Annotated in this window: 18 protein-coding genes; 8 read left to right on the plus strand and 10 right to left on the minus strand. The window is 70.3% G+C overall.

What is annotated here, in order from left to right:
* Positions 1–5: 5 nt before the first annotated feature.
* The 3 genes from BO39_RS03455 to BO39_RS03465 all read right to left on the minus strand — a co-directional run bounded on the left by BO39_RS03455 (position 6) and on the right by BO39_RS03465 (position 3,326).
* A complete protein-coding gene (locus BO39_RS03455; RefSeq protein ID WP_043830086.1) occupies positions 6–1,214 on the minus strand; it encodes an ABC transporter substrate-binding protein in 1,209 nt (402 codons plus the stop codon).
* Positions 1,215–1,259: 45 nt separating this feature from the next.
* On the minus strand, positions 1,260–2,483 hold the full coding sequence (locus BO39_RS03460) for a gallate dioxygenase (RefSeq protein ID WP_043830088.1): 1,224 nt from the start codon (positions 2,481–2,483) through the stop codon (positions 1,260–1,262).
* A gap of 171 nt (positions 2,484–2,654) precedes the next feature.
* Positions 2,655–3,326 carry a cysteine hydrolase family protein gene (locus tag BO39_RS03465; RefSeq protein ID WP_052401410.1) on the minus strand — a complete coding sequence of 224 codons (672 nt, stop codon included), beginning with the start codon at positions 3,324–3,326 and terminating at the stop codon, positions 2,655–2,657.
* Positions 3,327–3,445: 119 nt separating this feature from the next.
* Between BO39_RS03465 and BO39_RS03470 the strand changes: the two genes are divergently transcribed.
* Positions 3,446–4,666 (plus strand): LysR family transcriptional regulator, encoded by a 1,221-nt coding sequence (locus tag BO39_RS03470; RefSeq protein ID WP_052401411.1) that lies wholly within the window; start codon positions 3,446–3,448, stop codon positions 4,664–4,666.
* On the opposite strand, the gene BO39_RS03475 is transcribed toward BO39_RS03470, so the two are convergent.
* From BO39_RS03475 to BO39_RS03490, 4 genes are all read right to left on the minus strand, one after another.
* Entirely contained in the window at positions 4,663–5,844 is a 1,182-nt protein-coding gene (locus BO39_RS03475) for a 4-hydroxybenzoate 3-monooxygenase (RefSeq protein ID WP_043830371.1), read from the minus strand. The genes BO39_RS03470 and BO39_RS03475 overlap by 4 nt on opposite strands.
* Positions 5,845–6,017: 173 nt before the next feature.
* Complete coding sequence (gene yghU, locus BO39_RS03480) at positions 6,018–6,893, minus strand: glutathione-dependent disulfide-bond oxidoreductase (protein WP_043830090.1); 876 nt, start codon at positions 6,891–6,893, stop codon at positions 6,018–6,020.
* Positions 6,894–7,016: 123 nt separating this feature from the next.
* On the minus strand, positions 7,017–7,682 hold the full coding sequence (locus BO39_RS03485; protein WP_043830092.1) for a GntR family transcriptional regulator: 666 nt from the start codon (positions 7,680–7,682) through the stop codon (positions 7,017–7,019).
* On the minus strand, positions 7,682–8,356 hold the full coding sequence (locus tag BO39_RS03490; RefSeq protein ID WP_043830094.1) for a DUF4286 family protein: 675 nt from the start codon (positions 8,354–8,356) through the stop codon (positions 7,682–7,684). The genes BO39_RS03485 and BO39_RS03490 overlap by 1 nt, the downstream gene beginning before the upstream one ends.
* 84 nt (positions 8,357–8,440) lie before the next feature.
* Here BO39_RS03490 and BO39_RS03495 point away from each other — a divergent pair, with 84 nt between their 5' ends.
* The 4 genes from BO39_RS03495 to BO39_RS03510 are packed head-to-tail and all read left to right on the plus strand — an operon-like array spanning position 8,441 to position 12,486.
* Positions 8,441–9,022: an amino acid synthesis family protein gene (locus tag BO39_RS03495; protein WP_043830096.1), complete on the plus strand. Its 582-nt coding sequence runs from the start codon at positions 8,441–8,443 to the stop codon at positions 9,020–9,022.
* A 1-nt stretch (position 9,023) separates the two neighbouring features.
* The gene (locus BO39_RS03500) at positions 9,024–10,220 is read left to right on the plus strand and encodes an amidohydrolase family protein (RefSeq protein ID WP_043830098.1); all 1,197 of its coding nucleotides are present in this window, start codon (positions 9,024–9,026) and stop codon (positions 10,218–10,220) included.
* Positions 10,220–11,434: an FAD-dependent oxidoreductase gene (locus BO39_RS03505; RefSeq protein WP_043830100.1), complete on the plus strand. Its 1,215-nt coding sequence runs from the start codon at positions 10,220–10,222 to the stop codon at positions 11,432–11,434. Before BO39_RS03500 ends, BO39_RS03505 begins: the two co-directional genes overlap by 1 nt.
* A 29-nt stretch (positions 11,435–11,463) precedes the next feature.
* Positions 11,464–12,486, plus strand: a complete 1,023-nt coding sequence (locus BO39_RS03510) for an alpha/beta hydrolase (RefSeq protein WP_043830102.1) — start codon at positions 11,464–11,466, stop codon at positions 12,484–12,486.
* 39 nt (positions 12,487–12,525) lie between these two features.
* On the opposite strand, the gene BO39_RS03515 is transcribed toward BO39_RS03510, so the two are convergent.
* On the minus strand, positions 12,526–13,503 hold the full coding sequence (locus BO39_RS03515; RefSeq protein ID WP_043830104.1) for a Bug family tripartite tricarboxylate transporter substrate binding protein: 978 nt from the start codon (positions 13,501–13,503) through the stop codon (positions 12,526–12,528).
* Positions 13,504–13,661: 158 nt separating this feature from the next.
* Entirely contained in the window at positions 13,662–14,582 is a 921-nt protein-coding gene (locus BO39_RS03520; protein ID WP_043830106.1) for a LysR family transcriptional regulator, read from the minus strand.
* Between the two features lie 190 nt (positions 14,583–14,772).
* Here BO39_RS03520 and BO39_RS03525 point away from each other — a divergent pair, with 190 nt between their 5' ends.
* The 3 genes from BO39_RS03525 to BO39_RS03535 all read left to right on the plus strand — a co-directional run bounded on the left by BO39_RS03525 (position 14,773) and on the right by BO39_RS03535 (position 18,792).
* The gene (locus tag BO39_RS03525; protein WP_052401413.1) at positions 14,773–15,987 is read left to right on the plus strand and encodes an FAD-dependent monooxygenase; all 1,215 of its coding nucleotides are present in this window, start codon (positions 14,773–14,775) and stop codon (positions 15,985–15,987) included.
* A 46-nt stretch (positions 15,988–16,033) separates the two neighbouring features.
* Complete coding sequence (locus BO39_RS03530) at positions 16,034–17,008, plus strand: Bug family tripartite tricarboxylate transporter substrate binding protein (RefSeq protein ID WP_043830108.1); 975 nt, start codon at positions 16,034–16,036, stop codon at positions 17,006–17,008.
* Between the two features lie 101 nt (positions 17,009–17,109).
* Positions 17,110–18,792, plus strand: coding sequence for an amidohydrolase (locus BO39_RS03535; RefSeq protein WP_043830109.1), 1,683 nt, complete (start codon positions 17,110–17,112; stop codon positions 18,790–18,792).
* Positions 18,793–18,802: 10 nt separating this feature from the next.
* Here BO39_RS03535 and BO39_RS03540 read toward each other — a convergent pair whose 3' ends face one another.
* The gene (locus BO39_RS03540) at positions 18,803–20,338 is read right to left on the minus strand and encodes a cryptochrome/photolyase family protein (protein WP_043830111.1); all 1,536 of its coding nucleotides are present in this window, start codon (positions 20,336–20,338) and stop codon (positions 18,803–18,805) included.
* Between the last annotated feature and the right edge of the window lie 3 nt (positions 20,339–20,341).

Genomic DNA, 20,341 nt, shown 5'->3' on the forward strand with positions numbered 1-20,341 from the left:
GCCCTCTACTTCGCGGGGTCCTTTACGCCCTCGATGGTCTCGAAGGCGATATTGGCCCAGCGGCCATCCCTCTGCTGCCCGCGGCGGATATAGATGCTCTGCACGATGTCGCGCGTGGCGGGATCGATGGTGAAGGGCCCGCGCGGGCTGTCGATCCGGGCGCCCTTGATCGCGTTCATGATGGAATCGGCATCGGTCTTGCCGCCCGTCGCCTGCAGGGCGTGGTAGATCAGCGCCATCCCGTCATAGGCCTGCACGGTGCGGTAGCTCGGCGTCGCATTTGCGCCGGCAACCTCGCGGAAGCCCGTGAGGAAGCGCCTATTGGCGGGGTTGTCCAGTTCCACTTGATAATGCAGCGCGGAGATCACGCCGTCCAGCGCGTCGCCCATGGCGGGGATGAGGTTGTCGTCCACCACGTCGCCCGTCACCAGCAGCTTGATGCCGGCCTGCGACAACCCGCGCTCCTTCGTCTGCTTCATGAAGGCGACGGAGACGTCGCCGCCCGGGTTGAAGCCGAACACCGCCTCCGGCTTCGCCTCGATGGCGCGCTGGAGGAAGGGCGAGTAGTCCATCGCCGCCACCGGCGTGCGGGCGCCGCCCACTACCTTGCCGCCGCCGGCCTCGAAGGCCTTGGTGAACCAGGTTTCCGCATCCAGCCCCGGCCCGTAGTCGGAAACGATGGTGAAGACCGTCTTGATCCCGTTGCGCGCCGCCCACTGGCCGAGCGAGGAGGCGAGCTGCGGCAGCGTCATCGACACGCGCGCGAAATAGGGGGAGCGCTCCGTGATGATGGAGGTCGCGGCATTGATGATGATGCCCGGCTTCTTCGCCTCCGTCAGGAGTGACGCAGCCGAGAGCGCGTTGGGCGTGAAGCTGTAGCCGAGGATGATCTCCGCCCGGCTGCGCTGGATCAGCTCCTGGGTCAGGCGGCGGGAGAGGTCGCCCGAGCCCGGCCCCTGGTCGTCGCGCATCACCGTCTCGACCGTGACGTTGCCGACCTTCGTGCCGTGGATCTTCTGGAAGGTCTTGATGCCCTCCTCGTTGTTGCGGCCCTGGTCGGCGAAGGTGCCGGAGAGCGGCAGGACGACGCCCACGACCAGCTTGCGCTCCTGCGCGATGGCCGGGCGCGCGAGCGGAAAGGCCGCCGCGGCCGAGGCGGCGAGGAGAACCGAACGCCGCCTGGCCTGGACGGAGGGCTGCTTGCTGCGGGCCATGCCACTTGCTCCTTGTCGAAGATATCCTGGACGCTTAGCCCGCACTCAGCGGGCGTCGGGCACTTGCCGCGTGGCGAGGAACTCCTCGAAGGTCTCGCCGCGCATCTCGGCGTAGACCTCGAGGTTCGAGCGCTGCGCGGTGCGGGCGAACTTCTCGAGCACGAAAAAGTTGGCGCCGTAGCGGATGAGGCCAAGCCAGTCGCGCTCGAGCACGAGGCGGGTTTCCTCGGGCGTCAGGCCTGCGCGCTCGCAGGCGCCCGCCTCGTCCGCCAGGAAGGCCTCGCGAAAGGCGGTCTCCTTCATGTTCCAGAAGAAGCGGTTCAGGCGTAGCCGCTCGCGTGCCGTCGAGATATCGAAGGCGTAGGTGCCCTCGATGCTCTCGATACCTTCGAGCTGCGGATTGACCCCGCTGCCGGGCACGGCCGCGGCATCGCCTTTCTCCTCGAAAACAAGCACCGTCATCGCCGTGGTGGTGGCCAAATAGTAGTTCTGGTGCACCTTCTCTATGTTGTCGCTGAGCGCGCCGCGCATCGCCAGCCACATGATGACCTCGACGCTCTCCGCGCCGCCCAGGCGGATATAGTCCACGTGCCGCATGCGCGCGAGCGTCATCGGGTCGTGCTCGATGAGGTCGATGAAGCGCATGTCCCAATCGGTGTCGTTGTAGCCCGTGCGCTCGCCGTGCACCTGGTGCGACAGGCCACCCGTGCCGACGACGACCACCTTCAGGTCCTCGGGATAGGACTCCACCGCCCGCCGCAACGCCTGTCCGAGCTTGAAGCAGCGCATGGCCGTCGGCAGCGGGTACTGCACCACGTTGACCTCGATCGGCACCACTGCCCCCGGCCAGCTCCCCTCATGCGGCCAGAGCAGAGGCAGGGGAGAGAAGACGCCGTGGTCGAGCGGGCGGTCCTGGAACACTGCCGGATCAAATTCGTCATTCACCAGGCACTCGGCAATGTGCTTGGACAGGCCGGGATGTCCAGGCAGCAAGGGCAGCGGCCGCCGGCCGGCCCCTTCGTCCGCCACGTCGTAGCTCGGCGCGACCCCCACCGCGAAGGTGGGATAGAGGTCGTAGAAGAAGGCGTTCAGATGGTCGTTGTAGAAGAAGACGAGAACGTCGGGCTTCTTCTCCTCAAGCCAGCGCCGTGCCGGCTCGTAGCCCTGGAACAGGGGCGCCCAGGCCGGAGCCTCCTGCTTGCCCTTGTCATAGGCCACCCCGATCGTCGGTACGTGCGACGTCCCGATCCCGCCAATGATCCTGGCCATGCCACGCCATCCCTACCCTGCGCCCCAGGCGGTGCGTCGCCAGGGGCGGCACCGCCCCCGACACCCCAGCCGGGACTGCTATTCTTCGGGCATACCGGCCTGACCGGTAGCCACAAAGAGTGAGATTGGCATCGAAAACACTTATCGGCCAGAGGGCCGACGGGCCGCTGCCTAGCGGAGCATCCCGATCATCTCGTCCACCGTCACCACGTCGCCGAAGCTCTGGAACACGGTCGTGAAGCCGATATTGTGGTCCTCGTCGTAGCGTGCCGCGTTGGCATCGGAAACCATGGCCACGTGATAGTCCAGCATCATCGCGTCGCGCGCCGAGGTCTCGCAGCAGAAGTTGGTCAGCATGCCCACGATCGCCACGTTGGTGATCCCGCGCTCAGCCAGCTTCTCCGGCAGGTCGGACTTGCCGGGAATGAAGGCGCTGAAACGGGATTTCTCCGCCTGGATATCCTCGGGCATGGGCTCGAGGTCCGGGTGCAGCTCGTGGCCAGGGGCGCCGGGGGTGAGGTTGTCGCGGTGCCGCGCGGCGTTGGCCGGGTTGAAGAAGCGCTCGTGATAGAGCGGCCAGAGGCTCTGCCCGTCGCGGCCGGCCGTCATCTTCACCCAGGCGACGCTCGCGCCCCTGGCGCGGAAGGTACGGGCCAGGCGGTTGATGTTCGGGACGATGGCGACCGCCGGCGGCACGTCCGTCACGTAGAAGGCCTGCATATCGATGACCACGAGGGCGGTCTTCGCCGGCTCGAACTGCTCGAAGACGCGGAGCCGGCCGCGCTTGTTCATCACGCGTTCGATGACATAGGCGGGCATCTCGAACGGGGCGGGTTCGGTCATCGTCTCGTCTCGCTCAGGGCTGGGCGGTGTGCGGCCTAGAAAACATTTGCCAGGTGCCGGCGCCCAGCCGAAACTGAACGCCACCCCATCGAAAACCCTTATCCGCGGGAGAGGCCGAGATCACGGCGGCGCCGCACGCCATCAATCCCAAGCATCTCCGCGCCTTCCTCGCCGTGGCGCAGACAGGCAGCGTCGTCCGCTCCAGCCGGATGGTGCGCCGGGTGCAATCCGCCGTCACCCGCTCTATCCAGGAGCTGGAGAGGGAGCTCGGCGCGCTTCTGTTCGAGCGCCGGCCGCAGGGGATGCTGCTTACCGGTCTCGGCCGCACGCTGCTGCATCGGGTGGAGCGCGCCTTCGCGGAGATGGAGAGTGCGCGGCAGGGGATTGCCGCCGCCGGCCCGCCCTCGGGCTGGAACGATCACGCGCCGATCCTATCCCTCTCCCTCGGCCGGCAACGGCTGCTCGCCTTCGCCGAGCTGGTGGAGCAGCGGCACATGGGGGCGGTCGCGGACAGCCTGCTGATCTCCCAGCCCGCCGTCAGCCAGGCCCTGCGGGAGGTGGAACTGGGGCTGGGCATCGAGGTCTTCATCCGCTCCCCCGCGGGGCTGCAGCCAACGCCTCTCGGTGCGCTGCTCGCCCTGCATGTGCGCCGTGCCCTCGCCGAGATCCGCGCGGCGGAGGTGGAGGTCGGCCTTCTCCAGGGCGCCATGGCCGGGCGCGTCACCGTCGGCACGCTCTCCCTCGGCCGCACGCGCCTCCTGCCGCAGGCCATTATCCACATGCAGGAGAGCCATCCGAACCTGACGGTCAGCACGGTGGAGGGAAGCTTCGAGCACCTCGCCATGCGCCTCCGCGCGGGCGACATCGACTTCATCCTCGGCGCCCTGCGCTCGCCCGAGCACACGATCGGCCTCACGCGGGAGACGATCGCGCAGGACGAGCTCGCGATCGTCACGCGCGCCGGCCATCACCTGGCGCAGCGCCCCGATCCGGACTTCGCCGCCCTGGCCAACGCGCGCTGGGTGCTGCCGCAGCGCGGCACGCCGACGCGCGAGCTGCTGGAAATCGCCCTGCAGGGCCGGGCCCTTCCCACCCCGCAGGTTGCGGTCGAGACGACGGACCTCGCGATCACGCGCGGCCTGCTCCTTGACAGCGACCTGCTCACCGCCGTCTCGCCGCACCTGTTCCAGCCGGAGATCGACGCGGGGCGGCTCGCCATCCTCCCGCTCGACCTGCCGGAGACGCGCCGCGGCATCGGCATCCTGCAACGCGCCGGCGGCAGCCCTTCCCTCGCCGCGCGGCTGCTGATGAGCAGCATCCGCGCGATCGGCCGCCTCTAGGGCAGGTCCTTCAGATAGTTCAGCATCACGTACTGCTCGGCGATGGCGGCCTGGGCGTTGCGCGATCCCGCGACATATTCCAGCTCGGCGAGCTGCAGATTGCGTTGAAGCGGTGAGTGCTCGTCGAAGCGGTGCAGCAACCCTGTCAGCGCGCTGGAGAAGCGCACCGTCTTCCACACGCGCTCGAGGCAAGTGGCCGAATAGGCCTCCAACGCCGTGCGCGACCCGTCGCGGTAATGGGCCGTCAGCGCGTGGCTGAGCACCCGGACATCCGCCACCGCCATGTTGAGCCCCTTGGCGCCGGCGGGCGGCACGATGTGCACGGCATCGCCCGCCAGGAAGAGGCGGCCGTGCTGCATCGGCGCGGCGACGAAGGCGCGCAGCTTCGCGAGGTCTCGCTGGAAGATCTCGCCCTCCGCGATCTCGCTCCGGTCCTCGTCAAACATCCGGGCGTGCAGTTCCTCCCAGAAGCGGCTGTCGGACCACTCCTCGGGATTCGCGTCGACCGGCACCTGGAGGTAGAGGCGCGACACCTGCATCGAGCGGCGGCTGCACAGGGCGAAGCCGCGGTCGCTGTTGCTGTAGGTCATGTCCGCCATCGGCCGCGCCCGGGCGAGCACCCCGAGCCAGGCGAAGTCATAGACCTGCTCGAATAGCGTGATGCGGTCCTGCGGCATCGCGGCGCGGCCGGCACCGTGATAGCCGTCGCAGCCCGCGACAAATTCACAGTCCAGCACACGGCTCTCGCCGCCCTCGGTGTAGTGGATGCGCGGGCTTTCGGTCTCAATCCCCTCGATCCGCGTCACCTGCGCCTCGAAGATCAGCGGGTCGCCGGCCTCCACCCGCGCGGCCATGAGGTCCTTCACCACCTCCTGCTGGCCGTAGATCACCACGGAGCGGCCGGTGAGCTCCGGCAGGTCGAGATGGATGGTGCGACCCCGGAAGCGCATGTCCAGGCCCTCGTCGATCAGCCCTTCGCGCCGCAAGCGGGCGTCGAGGCCGAGCCGCGCCATCGTTTCGACCGTTCCCGGCTCGAGCACGCCCGCGCGCACCCGGCCCTCGGCGTAGGTGCGGCTGCGCGCCTCCAGAATGACGGAGTCGATCCCCTGCGCCTTCAGCAGATGCGCGAGGAACAGCCCCGCAGGCCCTGCGCCGATGATGCCGACCTGTGTTCTCATCGATCCGTCCACGCCACCCTGGTTCCGCTCCGGCCGCGGGGCGGCGAAGGGGTGCAAAATCTGTCCTGCCCGGGGGGACCCGGCCAGCGCAAAAAGCCGCAGGGGGGATCGAAATCCCTTATCGTTTCGGGAGATGGCGCGGCAAGCCTGCGCCGGCCGCGCCGCGGCGAGACCTAACCGGCGGGGCTCACCTTATCCTGTGTCTTCGTCTCGAAGTCGCCCGCATCGTGGCGCTCCCAAAGCTGGCCGGAGGGCTCGCCCTGCGTGCGGTTCACCATGCGGCCCCGCTTCACGGCCGGGCGCTCCCAGATCATCTCCGCCCAGCGCTGCACGTTTCTGTAGGACTCCACATCGAGGAACTCGGCCGCCCCGTAGTTCCAGCCCTTCACCAGGCCGCCATACCAGGGCCAGATCGCCATGTCCGCGATCGTGTAGTCGGGGCCGGCGATGTACTCGCTCTCCGCCAGGCGCCGGTCGAGCACGTCGAGCTGCCGCTTCACCTCCATTGCAAAGCGGTCGATCGGATACTCCATCTTCACGGGCGCATAGGCGTAGAAATGCCCGAAGCCGCCGCCGAGATAGGGCGCACTCCCCATCTGCCAGAAGAGCCAGGAGAGGCACTCCGCCCGCGCCGCTCCCCCAGTGGGCAGGAAGGCGCCGAACTTCTCGGCGAGGTAGACGAGGATGGCGCCGGACTCGAACACGCGCACCGGCGTCGCGCCGCTCCGGTCCATGAGCGCCGGGATCTTCGAGTTCGGGTTCACGGCGACGAAGCCGCTGCCGAACTGCTCGCCCTCGCCGATGCGGATGAGCCAGGCGTCGTATTCCGCGCCGCCATGACCGGCGGCGAGGAGCTCCTCCAGCATGACCGTCACCTTCACCCCGTTCGGCGTGCCCTGGGAATAGAGCTGGAGGGGGTGGCGGCCAACCGGCAGCTCCTTCTCATGCGTCGGCCCGGCGATCGGGCGGTTGATGTTGGCGAAGCGGCCGCCGCTGGCCTTGTTCCAGGTCCAGACCTTCGGCGGCGTGTACTCGGCGGAATCGCTCATGCATCGGGCTCCTGGCGGCGCTCGGGGAATGCCGACCCTAGCTGCTCGGGCAGAGGGCGCGAAGGAGGGGGCGACCCCGCCCCGCGTCACAGCGGCGGCACCGCCGGCGCGGGGCCCGGCGGGTCAGGCCACGCGCCGCTCCGCCATGGCCACCTTCGCCGCCGCGCAGGCGGCCTCCACATGCAGAAGGGCGGCCTTGCGCGCCGCTGCCGGCGCTCGCTCCTGGATGGCGGAGAGGATCGCCCGCATCTCTCGCGCGCTCTCCGGCGCCCGCCCCTGGCGCGACATGGAGCGCGAGCGCAGCAGGTTAATGCGCGCGTGCAGGCCTCGCAGGATCTCGTCGATCACGGCATTGCCGCAGGCCGCGAGCATCAGGTCATAGAAACGCGCCGTGGCGGCAATCCGACCAAGGGCGTCCTCCGTCGCCACCGCCGCCTCGAAGGCCCCCAGCGCCGCCTCCATGGCCTCGCGCTGCGCCGCCGTCGCGCGCCGGGCCGCCAGCGCCGCCGCCTCCCCCTCCAGCAGGCGGCGCACGTCGTAGATCTGCGCCGCCTCCTCCCAGCTCAGCTCCGTGACGGAGGGGCCGCGGTTCGGGGTGATGACGACCAGCCGCTCCCCCTCCAGCCGTCGCAGCGCCTCGCGCACCGAGCCGCGGCTGATGCCGAGCAGCCGGCACAGCTCCGCCTCCACCAGCCGCTGCCCCGGTTGGAAATGGCCAGAGACGATCGCCTCCCGCAGCTTGTCCACCGCCTGGCTCTGGACGCCCTGCGGGGTGACGCGCAGGTCCATCAGCGGGCGGGCTTCTGCCGCGGGCGGATCGCCTCGAACACGCTGTAGCTGCCCTTGAACCAGGGCTCCGCGGCCAGGCGCGCGCGCCAGGGCGTCGCCCGCGCCTTCTCCCGCGCCGGGGAGGAAAGAGCGGCGCGGTCCGCCAGGTAGTGCAGGGCGAGGCGGTTAAAGGGCAGCGGCTCGCCGTCATTGATGCGGAAGCGGCGCACCATCAGCCAGTCCGGGCTTTCCATCAGCAGCGGCACGTGGTCCTGCTCGTACCAGGCGTCGAAGTCGGCGAGGCGATCCTCCGGCACCTGGAACCACACGGCGTAGAGCAGCGGGGCGTCCAGCGCGGCTGGCGCATCCCCCTCGGCGCGGCGGCGGACGGCCATCTCCTGCCCGATATAGCGGGTGAAGCCCGAGACACTGGCCAGCATGTCCCTGGTCAACGCGCTCGGCTTGCCCTTCACCTCCTCATAGGCTGCGGACCTCAGCACGTCCGGCGCGTCCATCTCGTAGACGGCCAGGAAGCCCTTCGCCCCCTCCCCCGTGTCGCGGTAGCGCCGGGCGGAGACAAAGCCGGGCACGCCAACGCGGAGCGGGACGTGCTCCTCGTCGTACCAGGCGTGGAATTCCTCCTCGCGGCCCGGCGGCGGCGTCATCTCGGAAAAGAGGATGGTCGTGCCCTGCACAGGCGCCTCCTGAAGCTTTGGATTGTTTGACAATCCTATGATGGGGAGGGATGATCCCACAACACGCTTCCGAAGGTCGCCCCGATGCCGCTCGATGTCCGCCGCTGGTCCACCCTCGTCGAGGAGAAGGCCGTGGAGGCCGGGCAGCGCAGCGAGGTTCCGCTCCGCAAGGTGGCGGCGCTGGCCATCGTCGCCAACCCCCATGCCGGCCGCTACGAGCCCGACCTCTCCGGCGTGATCGCGGACAGCGAGGCGGTCGGCGCCCTGCTCGCGAAGCTCGCGCTCGAGGCCATGGGCGGCCTGCCCGTCGAGAGCTACGGCAAGGGCGGCGTCGTCGGCCTCGGCGGCGAGCAGGAGCACGCCAACGCCATGCTGACCACCACCTTCGCCGAGCCGCTGCGGGTCGCCGTGGGCGGCGCGCTCTCCTGGATCCCCTCCTTCACGAAGGTGGCGGCGCCGGGTGGCATCATCGACGTGCCGCTGGCCCACAAGGACGCGCTCTACGTCCGCTCCCACTACGACGGCGTCACGGTCGCCCTGCCGCCGGACGCCCCGGCGCCCGACGAGGTCGCGCTCATCGTCGTGCTCGCCAATCGCGGGCGGCTGAACGCGCGCGTCGGCGGGCTGAAGGCCGGGGAGATCAGCGCGCGCGACGGGCTGCGCTAGCATGCGGGTCGCGGTCGTTAATCTCGGGCAGATCGTGACGGGGGACCTCGCCTCCCCCTTCGCCGCGGGGGATTCGATCCTCCTGGAAGCGGGCCGGATCGCCGCCCTCGGCACGCTGACGGCCGAGCAGGTCTCGGGCGCCGACGTGGTGGTGGACGCGGCGGGCACGGTCGCCATCCCCGGGTTGATCGACAGCCACGTCCACATCACCTTCGGCGACTACACGCCGCGCCAAAAGGTGGTGGGCTATCTCGAGAGCTACCTGCACGGCGGGACGACCACGGCCATCACCGCCTCCGAGGTGCATGTCCCCGGGCGGCCGAAGGACCCCGCGGGGGTGAAGGCCCTGGCGCTCGCCGCCCAGGCCTGCTTCCGGGACTACCGGCCGGGCGGCATGCGCGTGCACGCCGGTTCGGTGATCCTCGAACCTGGCCTGACGGAAGCGGACCTCGCGGAACTGAAGGCGGCCGGCATCTGGCTGGCCAAGGCCGGCTTCGGCGCCTTCGCCACTCCCTATGACTACGCGCCCCTGATGCGGGCCGCGCGTCGCCTCGGCATGGTCACCACCATGCACACGGGCGGCTCCTCCATCCCCGGCTCCTCGGGTATCTGGGCGGAGCACGTGCTGGCCGCCGACGCCACCGTCTCCTTCCACGTCAATGGCGGCCCCGTCGCCATGCCGGAGGAGGGCTTCGAGCGGCTGGTGAAGGAGAGCAGCGTCGCCATGCAGATCTGCACGGCCGGCAATCTCCGCACCGCGCTCAAGACCGCGCGCCTGCTGGACGAAGCCAGGCAGCCCGAGCGCCTGCTGATCGCGACCGACACGCCCACGGGGAGCGGCATCATGCCACTCGGCATCTTCTACACCATCACCCATCTCGCGAGCCTCGGCGGCATGGCGCCCGAGCGGGCGATCGCCGCCGCCACCGGCAACAACGCCCGCGTCTACGGGCTGAACAGCGGCTTCCTCGCACCCGGCCGCGACGCCGACCTCGTGCTGATCGACGCCTGCGCCGGCGGCGCGCATGACGAGGCCCTGACCGCCATCGCCCATGGCGACGTGCCGGCTGTCGCGGCGGTCTTCACCGACGGCGTGCCGCGCTTCGTCGGCCGCAGCCGGAATACGCCGGCCTCCATCCGCAACGTGCGGGTGGCCGAATGCCGGCTGCCCATGGATTTCTCGGGGAGCGCGCATTGATGAGCCGTTTCAACGCCGCCCCGAGCGTGATCGTCGCGGGGGCGGGGCCGGTCGGCGTCGTCACCGCCCTCGCACTGGCGGATGCCGGCTTTGCGGTCACCCTCATCGAGGCGGCGGCGGATATCGACCGCAATCCCCGCGCCTCCACCACCCACCCCTCCACGCTCGCCATGATCGAGCGCGTGGGGCTCATCGACCGCTTCGTGCGCGAGGGCCTCATCGCCCGCTATTTCCAGTTCTGGGACCGCCCTGCCGGGCAGAAGGTGGCCGAGTTCGACCACCAGATCCTCGCGGACGACACCCCCTTCCCCTTCGTGGTGCAGACCGAGCAGCACAAGCTCGCCCGCATGGGCCTCGACCGGCTGGCGACGCTGCCCAACGCCACGATCCGCATGAACACCGGCCTGACCGCGCTGGAGCAGAACGCGGATGGCGTCACCGTCACCCTGCCGGACGGCGAGAGGCTGCGCGCCGACTGGCTGGTGGGCGCCGATGGCGGCCGCTCCACCGTGCGCAAGGCGCTCGACATCGAGTTCGAGGGCTACACCTGGCCCGAGCGCTTCATCGTGCTGACCGTCACCGACGACTTCGAGGCGATGCTCGGCTGCTGCCTCAGGAACTACTTCGCCGATCCCGACGAGTGGGCCAACCTCTTCAAGGTGGCCGGCGACGGCCAGGGCCCGCTCTGGCGCGCGGTCTTCCCCACGCGGCAGGACGAGCCCGACGAGGAGGCGCTCTCCGATGAGGGCGCGGAGCGGCGCCTGCAGGGGCTGCACCCGAAACCCGGCCGCTACGACCTCGTGCACCGCAACCTCTACAAGGTGCACCAGCGCGTGGCGAAGAGCTTCCGGCAGGGCCGCGTCTTCCTCGCGGGCGATGCGGGCCACGTGAACAACCCCATCGGCGGGCTGGGGCTGAACTTCGGCATCCACGACGCCATGGACCTCGCGGACACGCTCTCCGCCCATGTCTTCGGCGGCGCCGATGCCGCGCTGCTCGACGGCTACGAGCGCCGTCGCCGCACGCTGAACATCGAGTTCGTCCAGCAACAGACAATCGCGAACAAGAAGCGGCTGGAGGAGAAGGACCCGGCCCGGCGCCGCGCCAGCCTGGACGCGCTGGCCGAGACCGCCGCCGATCCCGTGAAGGCCCGCGAGTTCCTCCTGCGCAGCTCGCTGATCGGCAGCACCCGTCAGGCCGCCGCCATGGCCTGACGGACCGCCCCCGTCGAAGGAACGCCCCAATGCTACGCCGCCTCGCCCCGGCCGCCCTGGCCATTTCTCTCACCATCGCCGCCCCCCCATCGCCGGCACGGGCCGCGGAAGTGGTGGCCGCCCGCATCGCCTACGAGGAGGTGGCCCGCCCCGCCGGCCTGCCGGAGACCTTCCAGCCGGCGGAGGCGGCGACGCTGCGCTTCCTCGTGATCACCGCGATCGACGGGAACCGCGTGGACGCCGCGCTCTGGGAACCGCGCAACCGCCCGCCCGCCGAGACCACGCTGGTCGTCGCCGTGCACGGCAGCGGCGACAATTTCGCCCACGCGCCGGCCGATGCGCTCGGCCGCGGCCTCTCGGCCGGTGGGCGCGCCGTGCTCTCGATCAGCACGCGCCAGCACGACGACCGCGTGAACACGGAAAACTTCTTCGACGTCCGGCGCGACATCGAGGCGGCTGTCATGACGGCCCGCTCCCTCGGCTACGGTCGCCTGGTGCTCTCCGGCCACTCGCTTGGCAACATCCAGGTGCAATTCTACGCCGCCACCGACTGGTCGTCCGACATTCGCGGCGTGGTCCTGCTCGGGCCTTTCGCCAATCTGCCCTGGAAGACGCGCAACATCCTCATGCAGGACGAGCCCGCCTACCGGCGGCTGAACGAGGCGGCGCGGGCGATGCTGCGCGATGGCCGGCTGGCGGAGCGGCTGCCGGAGCCGATGGGCTTCTACACCGGCCAGCGCGTGCCAGTAACGGCGCAGCACTTCCTCACCTACCGCTCCGACGCTGTGAGCGCTGCGGACGGCACCTTCTGGATCCGCCGCATCCCCAAGCCCGTGCTCATCATGCGCGACGCCGCCGACGCGGTAATCCAGCCCTTCGAGCCGCATATGCTGCTCTCCGCCGCGAATGCGGAGGGGTCGCTGACCCAGGGCGCCCGCTACGTGCTGCTGCCCAATGACCGGCCGCCCTCGCTTGCCGGCCACTACTTCCCGGACACGGCGGACAAGCTTGTGGAAACCCTCGGCGCCTGGCTGGCCGAACGGCAACTCTAGCAGGGCGGGGGCCGGCAAGCGGCCGGCCCCCTGCCCCTCTCAGTCGAGCGTTGCGCCCGAGATCTGCACCGCTTCCTTCCAGACCGGCAGGTCCGCTTCCACGCGCGCGCCCATTTCAGCCGGCGTGTTGCACACGGGCTCGACGCCCAGGCGGCTGAGCGAGGCGCGGAAGGCGGCGTCGGCGCAGGCCGGCCGCATGGCTTCGGCGATCCGCTCCACGATCGCGGGCGGCGTGCCCGCGGGTGCCGCGATGCCGTTCCAGGTCTCCGTCACGAGCCCCGCCACGCCCTGCTCGGCCACCGTCGGCACGTCCGGCAGTTCGGGAATGCGCTCGCGGCCGGAAGTGGCGATGATGCGGAGCGTGCCGCCCTGCATCTGCGGCACCACCTCGGAAGGGTTGCCGAAATAGGCGACGACGCGCCCGGCCAGCAGGTCCTGCGTGGCGGGGCCACCGCCACGATAGGGCACGTGCTGCATCTCGATGCCGGCCCGGCGCAGGAAGAGCGCCATGGTGAGATGGCTGCCCGAGCCGTTGCCCGCGGAGGCATAGTCCAGCGTCCCGTTCTCGCGCCGCGCCAGCGCGATGAACTCCTGCAGGTTGGCCACGCCGAGCCGCGCGGGCACGGCGAGGGCGAAAGGATTGCTCGCCACGATGGAAACCGGCGCGAAGCTGCGCAGGGGGTCGTAGCGGACAGCGGTCAGTGCGGGCAGCACCGCAAACTGCGAGGCGCTGGCGACGAGCAGCGTATAGCCGTCGGGCCGGCTGCCGGCCACGAGTTCGGCCGCGATGCTGCCGTTGCCGCCGCTGCGGTTCTCCACCACCACGGGCTTGCCCAGGCGGCTGCCGAGCCATTCCGCGCTGATTCGCCCGATGCTGTCCGTCACGCCGCCGGGCGCGAAGGGCACGACGAGGCGGATGGGCCGTTCGGGCCAGGCCTCCTGCGCCCGCGCGCCCGGCGCGCCGCCGACGAGGACTGCCGCCATGCAGGCGGCCAGCAACGCAGGAACCCACTTCATCGCGCATCACCTCTTTCTGACGCCCCTTCGGCCGGCGGAGCGCCGCAGGGGAGCGGCGCCACCGATCGTGGCCGGATAGGGCCGGATTGTTTGACAATCCCACGATGCCTGCAATGCAGAATCCGTGCCGCCGACGGCGCGCCGCCCGTGAACGCCGCTCAGGCGGCAGCCGCGCCCGGCATTGCCGGCAGCCGCGCCGCGCCGATCCGTAGCAGCCGCACGAACTCCGCCGCGGCTGGCGAAAGGGAGCGCTCCTCGCGGTAGACAAGCTCGATCTCGCGCGTGACGGAGGGGCGCGCGAGCGGCCGCAGCACGAGCGACTGCGCGGCGAAGGGCCCGAGCGCGTAAGGGGGAAGCACCGTGACCCCGAAGCCGGCCTCCACCATCGCGATCACGGTGCCGATCTGGTCCAGCTCGATGGCCGGCGCGGCGCGCAACCCCGCTTCCTCGTAGCCGCGCTCCACCTGGTCGCGGATCCCGTTGCCGGGGCGGAGCGTGATGAGCGGCACCCCTTCCAGCTCCGCCCAGCCGGGCTCCGCACGCCCGGCCAGCGGATGGTCGGCCCGGCACAGCAGCGAGAGGCGGTCGGCGATCAGCGTCACCCTTACCAGCCCCTGCTCCTCCCGGCGAAAGGTTCCCACGGCCAGCTGCACCTCGCCGTCCCGCAGCAGGGCGCCGATGGCCGCGATGTGCCGGTCGTAGAGGGTAACGGAGACGCCCGGCGCGCTCTCCGCGAAGGCGCGGATCACCCCCGGCAGCAGCGTGGCCGCGAGGAGCGGCGGGGCACCGATGCTGAGATGCCCGCGTCGCCGCGCGCCGATGTCGCGTGCCCGGCGCACCGCGCGGTCCAGATCGCCCGTCATGCGCCTTGCGTCCGTCAGGAACTCCGCCGCCGCCGCGGTCAGCTCGACCCGGCGCGTGGTGCGGTCAAAGAGGCGAAAGCCAAGCTCCGCCTCCAGTTCACGGATGAGGGCCGAGACCATGGGCTGGGCCATGTGCAGCGCACGGGCCGCGCGCGTGAAGCTGCCCTTCTCCGCGACGGTGACGAAGGCGCGGAGCTGACGAAGGGTGATGCTCATGCGCGCGGATCCGGGATTGATAGCGGATCCTTATTAACTAAGATCATAAGGCCATGTTGCCGGCTAAATCGCCGCTCTCCAGTTTAGGGGAAAGGGGAGGCAGCGGGCGCTTGCCCGTTCGAAGCCCCTCGGCCCCGACACGAGGCAAGAAGGGCCAAATCCAGCACGCGGCAGGGAGGAGGATCACGACATGCAGGCCAGGAAGCTGCGCGCGGCCGTCGTCGGCGGCGGCATCGGCGGGCTCGCCGCCGCCAGGGCGCTGATGCACCGCGGCATCGAGGTCGCCGTCTTCGAGCGGGCGGAGGCCCTGGGCGAGGTCGGAGCGGGCGTGTTCATCTTCCCGAACAGCCTGCGGCAGATGGTGCGCATGGGGCTCGGCCCCGCGCTCGACAAGGTCGGCGGCAAAGTCGGTCCGGCCTCGCGCTACTGCCGGATGGACGGCACGGTCGTCGGCAGGATCCCAACCACGGACTCGAGCGGCTGGAACGGCATGTACGGCATGCACCGGGCCGACCTGCTGAACGCGATCGCCGCCACCATCCCGCCGGAGGCCATCCACACCGGCCACCGCTGCACCGGTCTCCAGCAGGATGAGCAGGGTGCGAGGCTGGAGTTCGCCAACGGCAACACCTTCGAGGCCGATGTCGTCATTGCGGCCGACGGCATCCAGTCGGTCCTGCAACCCTACGTCGTCGATCCCATGCCGCCGGAATACTCTGGCTCCCGCGCCTATCGTGGCCTGATCGCGCGCGACAAGCTGCCGAACTGGCTGGATGAGGCGCACCAGGTCTGGATGGGCGACGGGAAGCACTTCATGGTCTTCCCCGTGCGCAGCGGACAGCTGCTCAATTACGTCGGCTTCGTCCCGACCGAGGACCAGACCGTGGAGTCCTGGTCCGCCATCGGCGACCGCGACGAGTTGGCCGCCTCCTTCGCCGACTGGGACGCGCCCGTGGTCGAACTGCTCTCCAAGGTGGAGAGCTGCTTCTGGTGGGGCCTCTACGACCGCCGCCCGCTGGCCAGCTGGACGAGGGGCCGCCTGGCCCTGCTCGGCGACGCCGCCCACCCGATGCTTCCGCATCTCGGCCAGGGCGCCAATCAGGCCATCGAGGACGGCGTCGCGCTCGCGGTCCTGCTCGAGGGCCGGTCGCCGGAGGAGGTGCCGGAAATCCTTCCGCGCTACGAGGCGCTGCGCCGGGTGCGCACCGACGTCATCCAGGCGGAGGCGCGCCGCAACGGTCTGCGCTACGACTCCCGCTGGGGCAGCCTGGAGCAGCGCGACCGCGAGATCGCCAATGCCGCGAAGTTCCGCCGCCAGCTCTACGACTACGATATCGAGGCCGCGGCCATCGCCTTCCGGGACGGCAAGGGGACGACGACCGAGCTGGAGGTCGCGCTCACCTGAGGCACGGCTTCGCAAGGCCGCAACAAGAAGAACGGGGAGAGAGACGATGAAACGGCGTGAACTCGGTGCGGGCCTCGCGGCCCTCGCGCTTTCGGCTCCGCTTGCCCGCCGCGCCCGCGCGCAGGGAAATTGGCCCGCCCAGCCCGTGCGGATCGTGGTTCCCTTTCCCGCGGGCGGCACGGCCGATTCCGTGCCGCGCATCGTCGCGGAGGGGCTGCGCGCCCTCTGGCGGCAGCCCGTGATCATCGACAACCGCCCCGGCGCCGCCGGCAATATCGGCACCGCCCATGTCGCGGGCGCGGAGCCGGACGGCTACACGCTGCTCGCCGCGCCCCCGCCGCCGCTGGCGATCAACCAGCACCTCTACGCCCGCCTCAACTTCGACCCGACGGGGCTTCGCCCGATCGTCATCATGGGCACCTCGCCCAATGTGGTGGAGGTCTCGACGAAACTCGAGGTACGCAACCTGCGCGAGCTGATCGACCTCGCGAAGGCAAAGCCCGGCGGCATCAACGCCGCGAACCAGGGCATGGGCACCACCTCCCACCTGACGGCCGCGATGTTCGAGGCGGCGGCCGGGGTCGAGTTCAACCACGTACCCTACAACGGCACGGCGCCCGCGCTGAACGACCTCGTCGCGGGGCATGTGGACCTGTTCTTCGACAATCTCTCCTCCTCCCTCTCCTTCCACCAGTCCGGCGCCACGCGCATCCTCGCGATCTGCCAGGCCGAGCGCGCGCCGCAGCTGCCGGACGTGCCGACCGTGTCGGAACTCGCCCTGCCCGGTTTCTCCGCCATCGCCTGGTACGCCATCATGGCACCGCGCGGCACGCCGGACGCGGTGATCCAGGCGGTGAACCGGGACGCCGTCTCGGTCATCCAGCAGCCGGAGGTACAAAAGCGCTTCGTCGAGCAGGCGGTGAAGCCGGTTGGCAATTCGCCGGAGGAGGCCGCGGCCTTCATCACCGCCGAATCCCGCCTGTGGGGCGAAGCCGTGCGGCGGACCGGCCTGCGGCTCTGAGTGCGACAGCCGGGAGCGCTCGACAGGCTCTCGGCAGCCGTGCAACCCTTCCCGAAACCGCCTCGGAACGGAATATCGGGCGGGAACGGGGAGAATGGTCCATGCCGACGCTCGCGCGCGGATGCATCGCCGCGGCCCTCGCCGCCTTCCTCAGCATCGGAACCGCCGCGGCCCAGCCGGCCGACACGGTGCTGCTCAACGGGAAGGTCCTGACGGTGGACCGCGACTTCTCCACACGGGAAGCGCTCGCAATCCGCGGCGGCCGCGTGCTCGCGACCGGCAGCTCGGAGGCGATGCGGGCGCTGGCAGGCGATGCCACCCGCGTCGTCGATCTCGGCGGGCGCACCGTCATTCCCGGGCTGAACGACAGCCACATCCACGCGATCCGCGCCGCCCAGACCTTCGCCGTCGAGGTGAATTGGACGGGCGTGCCGAGCCTCGAGGAAGCGCTGGCGCGGCTGCGCGAGGCGGCGGAGCACGCGCCGCCCGAGGCCTGGATCATCGTCGCCGGCGGCTGGATGGACATCCAGTTCAAGGAAGGCCGCAAGCCGACCCAGGCGGAGATCGTCGCGGCCGTGCCGGATCATCCCGTCTACATCCAGCAGCTCTACGAATGGCTGCTCCTCTCCCCGCTCGCGATGGAGCGGCTGGGCATCGCGAGGGAGGCGGACCTGCCGCGCCCCGGCCGCCTGCTGCTCGGCCCCGATGGGCGGCCGAACGGCGAGATCGCGGGCGACGCGCTGCTGCTGGGCGCGCTGTTCAACAAGCTGCCGCGCCCGAGCCTCGATCAGGAAATTGAGGGCACGCGCCGCTTCTTCGCGGAGATGAACCGGCTGGGCGTGACAGGGTTGATCGATCCCGCCGGCGTCAGCGTCCCGCCATCGAGCTACCGCCCGGTCATGCGGCTCTGGCAGGATGGCGCGCTGACGATGCGGGTCAGTTACCACCTCTCCTCCCAGCAACCGCCGGGCAAGGAACTGGACGACTACCGCAACCTGACGCAGCTCCTCCCCTCCGGCTTCGGGGACGACATGCTGCGCTTCGGCGGCATCGGCGAGATCGTCACCTGGCAGACCTGGACGGACAACGACCCGACCGAGGACGCCATGGGGCATCTTCAATCCGTGCTGCGCTGGGCCGCGCGGGAACGGATGGGCCTGCAGATCCACTGGAACCCGAACCGCAGCGCCGGATGGCTGCTCGACCTGATGGAGGCGGTGAACCGCGAGACGCCGATCGCGGATCTGCGCTGGTGGATCAACCACCTGCACGACGCCACGCCGGAGACTCTCCGCCGGATGAAGAACCTCGGCGTCGCCTGGAGCGTGCAGGACTCACTCTTCTTCTCCGGCAACCGCTTCGCCGCGGCGCGCGGCCCCGAGGTCTCGGCGCATGCGCCGCCGATCCGCACGGCGCTGGAGATGGGCCTGCACGTGGCGGGCGGTACGGACGCGCACCGCGTCTCCTCCTACAACCCCTTCGTCGCGCTGCGCTGGTATCTCGACGGCCGCACCATGGACGGCCGCACCGTCCTCGGCGAGGCGGAGCGCATCACGCGCGAGCAGGCGCTGCGCATGTACACGATCGATTCCGTCTGGCTGGCCCGTGCCGAGGACCGGCGCGGCTCGCTGGAGCCGGGCAAATACGCTGATCTCGCCGTGCTGAGCGCGGATTACGCGACCGTTCCCGTTCAGCAGATCGGCGACATCGTCTCGGAGCTGACGATGCTCGGCGGCCGCGTCGTGCACGCCACGGGCCCTTTCGCCGGCCTCGCCGCCCGCTGAGGATGGAACCCTAGACGCCCTCCATTCCCGCGAGCACCCCTGCCGCCCGCGCACGGATGGTGCCCAGGCGGCTGGGCGCCATCGCGTCCAGCGCGCGCAGGGCCGGGCCCATGCGGGAATTGGTCGAGAGGCGGTCTCGATGTCGTGCGAGGAAGTCCCAGTAGAGGCTGTTGAAAGGGCAGGCGCCCTCGCCGGCGGCCTCGCGCACGTCGTAGGCGCAGCCGCGGCAGTAGTCGCTCATGCGGTTGATGTAGGCGCCGCTGGCGGCATAGGGCTTCGAGCCCATCAGCCCGCCATCCGCGTGCAGCGCCATGCCGTGCACGTTCGGCAGTTGCACCCATTCATAGGCGTCGGCGAAGACGATGAGGTACCACTCGTTCACCGCCGCGGGTTCGAGGCCCGCGAGAAGAGCGAAATTGCCAGTGACCATCAGCCGCTGGATGTGGTGGGCATAGGCGTGGTCGCGCGTCTGGCGCACCACCTGGCGCAGGCAGTTCATGCGCGTCTCGCCCGTCCAGAAGAAGCCGGGCAGCGGGCGGTCGGCGGCGAGCGCGTTGAGGGCGCGGTAGCCGGGCATCTGCCCCCAGTAGACGCCGCGCACGTATTCCCGCCAGCCGAGCACCTGGCGGATGAACCCCTCGGTGGCGGCCAGGGGAATATGGCCGGCGCGATAGGCCCCTTCGGCGGCGGCGATGACCTCCCAGGCCAGGAGCAGGCTGAGGTTGAGGCTGGTCGAGACGAGGGCGTGGAACAGGAAGGGCTCGCCCGAGGCCATCTGGTCCTGGTGCAGCCCGAAGCCGGGGAAGCGGCGGGCGACGAAATCCTCCAGCGCGCGCACGGCCTGGGCGCGGGTCACGGGCCAGCCGAAGCCCTCCAGCGCGCCGAAATGATCGGGGAAGCGGCGCTCCACCAGCGCCATAACCTCCTGCGTGATGCCGTCCGGCGGCACCACGGGGCGGGCGGGCACGGGCGGCAGGCGGCGCAGCGGCGCGCGGTTCTCCCGGTCGAAGTTCCAGGCCCCGCCGACCGGGCTGCCGTCCCCTTCCATCAGCACGCCGTGGCTCGCGCGCATGGCGCGGTAGAAGAACTCCATGCGCGGCTGGCGCTGCCCGGCGGACCAGCGGCGGAACTCGTGGAGCGAGCAGAGAAAGCGGTCGTCCTCGAGGATATCCACGGGAACGCCCGCGGTTTCCTCCCAGCCGCGCATCGCTTCCAGCAACCGCCACTCGCCGGGATGGGTGAGCACAACGCGCTCGGGGCGAAGCTCGCGCACCGCGCGCAGCACCTCGCCCTCCAGGCTACCGGTGTTGTCGGGGTCGTCCAGCCGGATGTAACGGACCCGCGTACCGAGCGCCGCAAGCGAGGCCGCGAAATGTCGCATCGCCGAGAGGACGAGGGCGATCTTCTGCTTGTGGTGGCGGACATAGGTGCATTCCGCCGCCACCTCCGCCATCAGCACCGTGTCCTCGGCGGGATCAAGGTCGCGCAACCCGGCAAGACTTTCCGAGAGCTGGTCGCCCAGAACCAGGCGCAGCCTGCCCCCCATACG

The organism is Roseomonas aerilata DSM 19363, from assembly GCF_000711725.1.
In the GTDB taxonomy this organism is placed as follows: domain Bacteria; phylum Pseudomonadota; class Alphaproteobacteria; order Acetobacterales; family Acetobacteraceae; genus Roseomonas; species Roseomonas aerilata.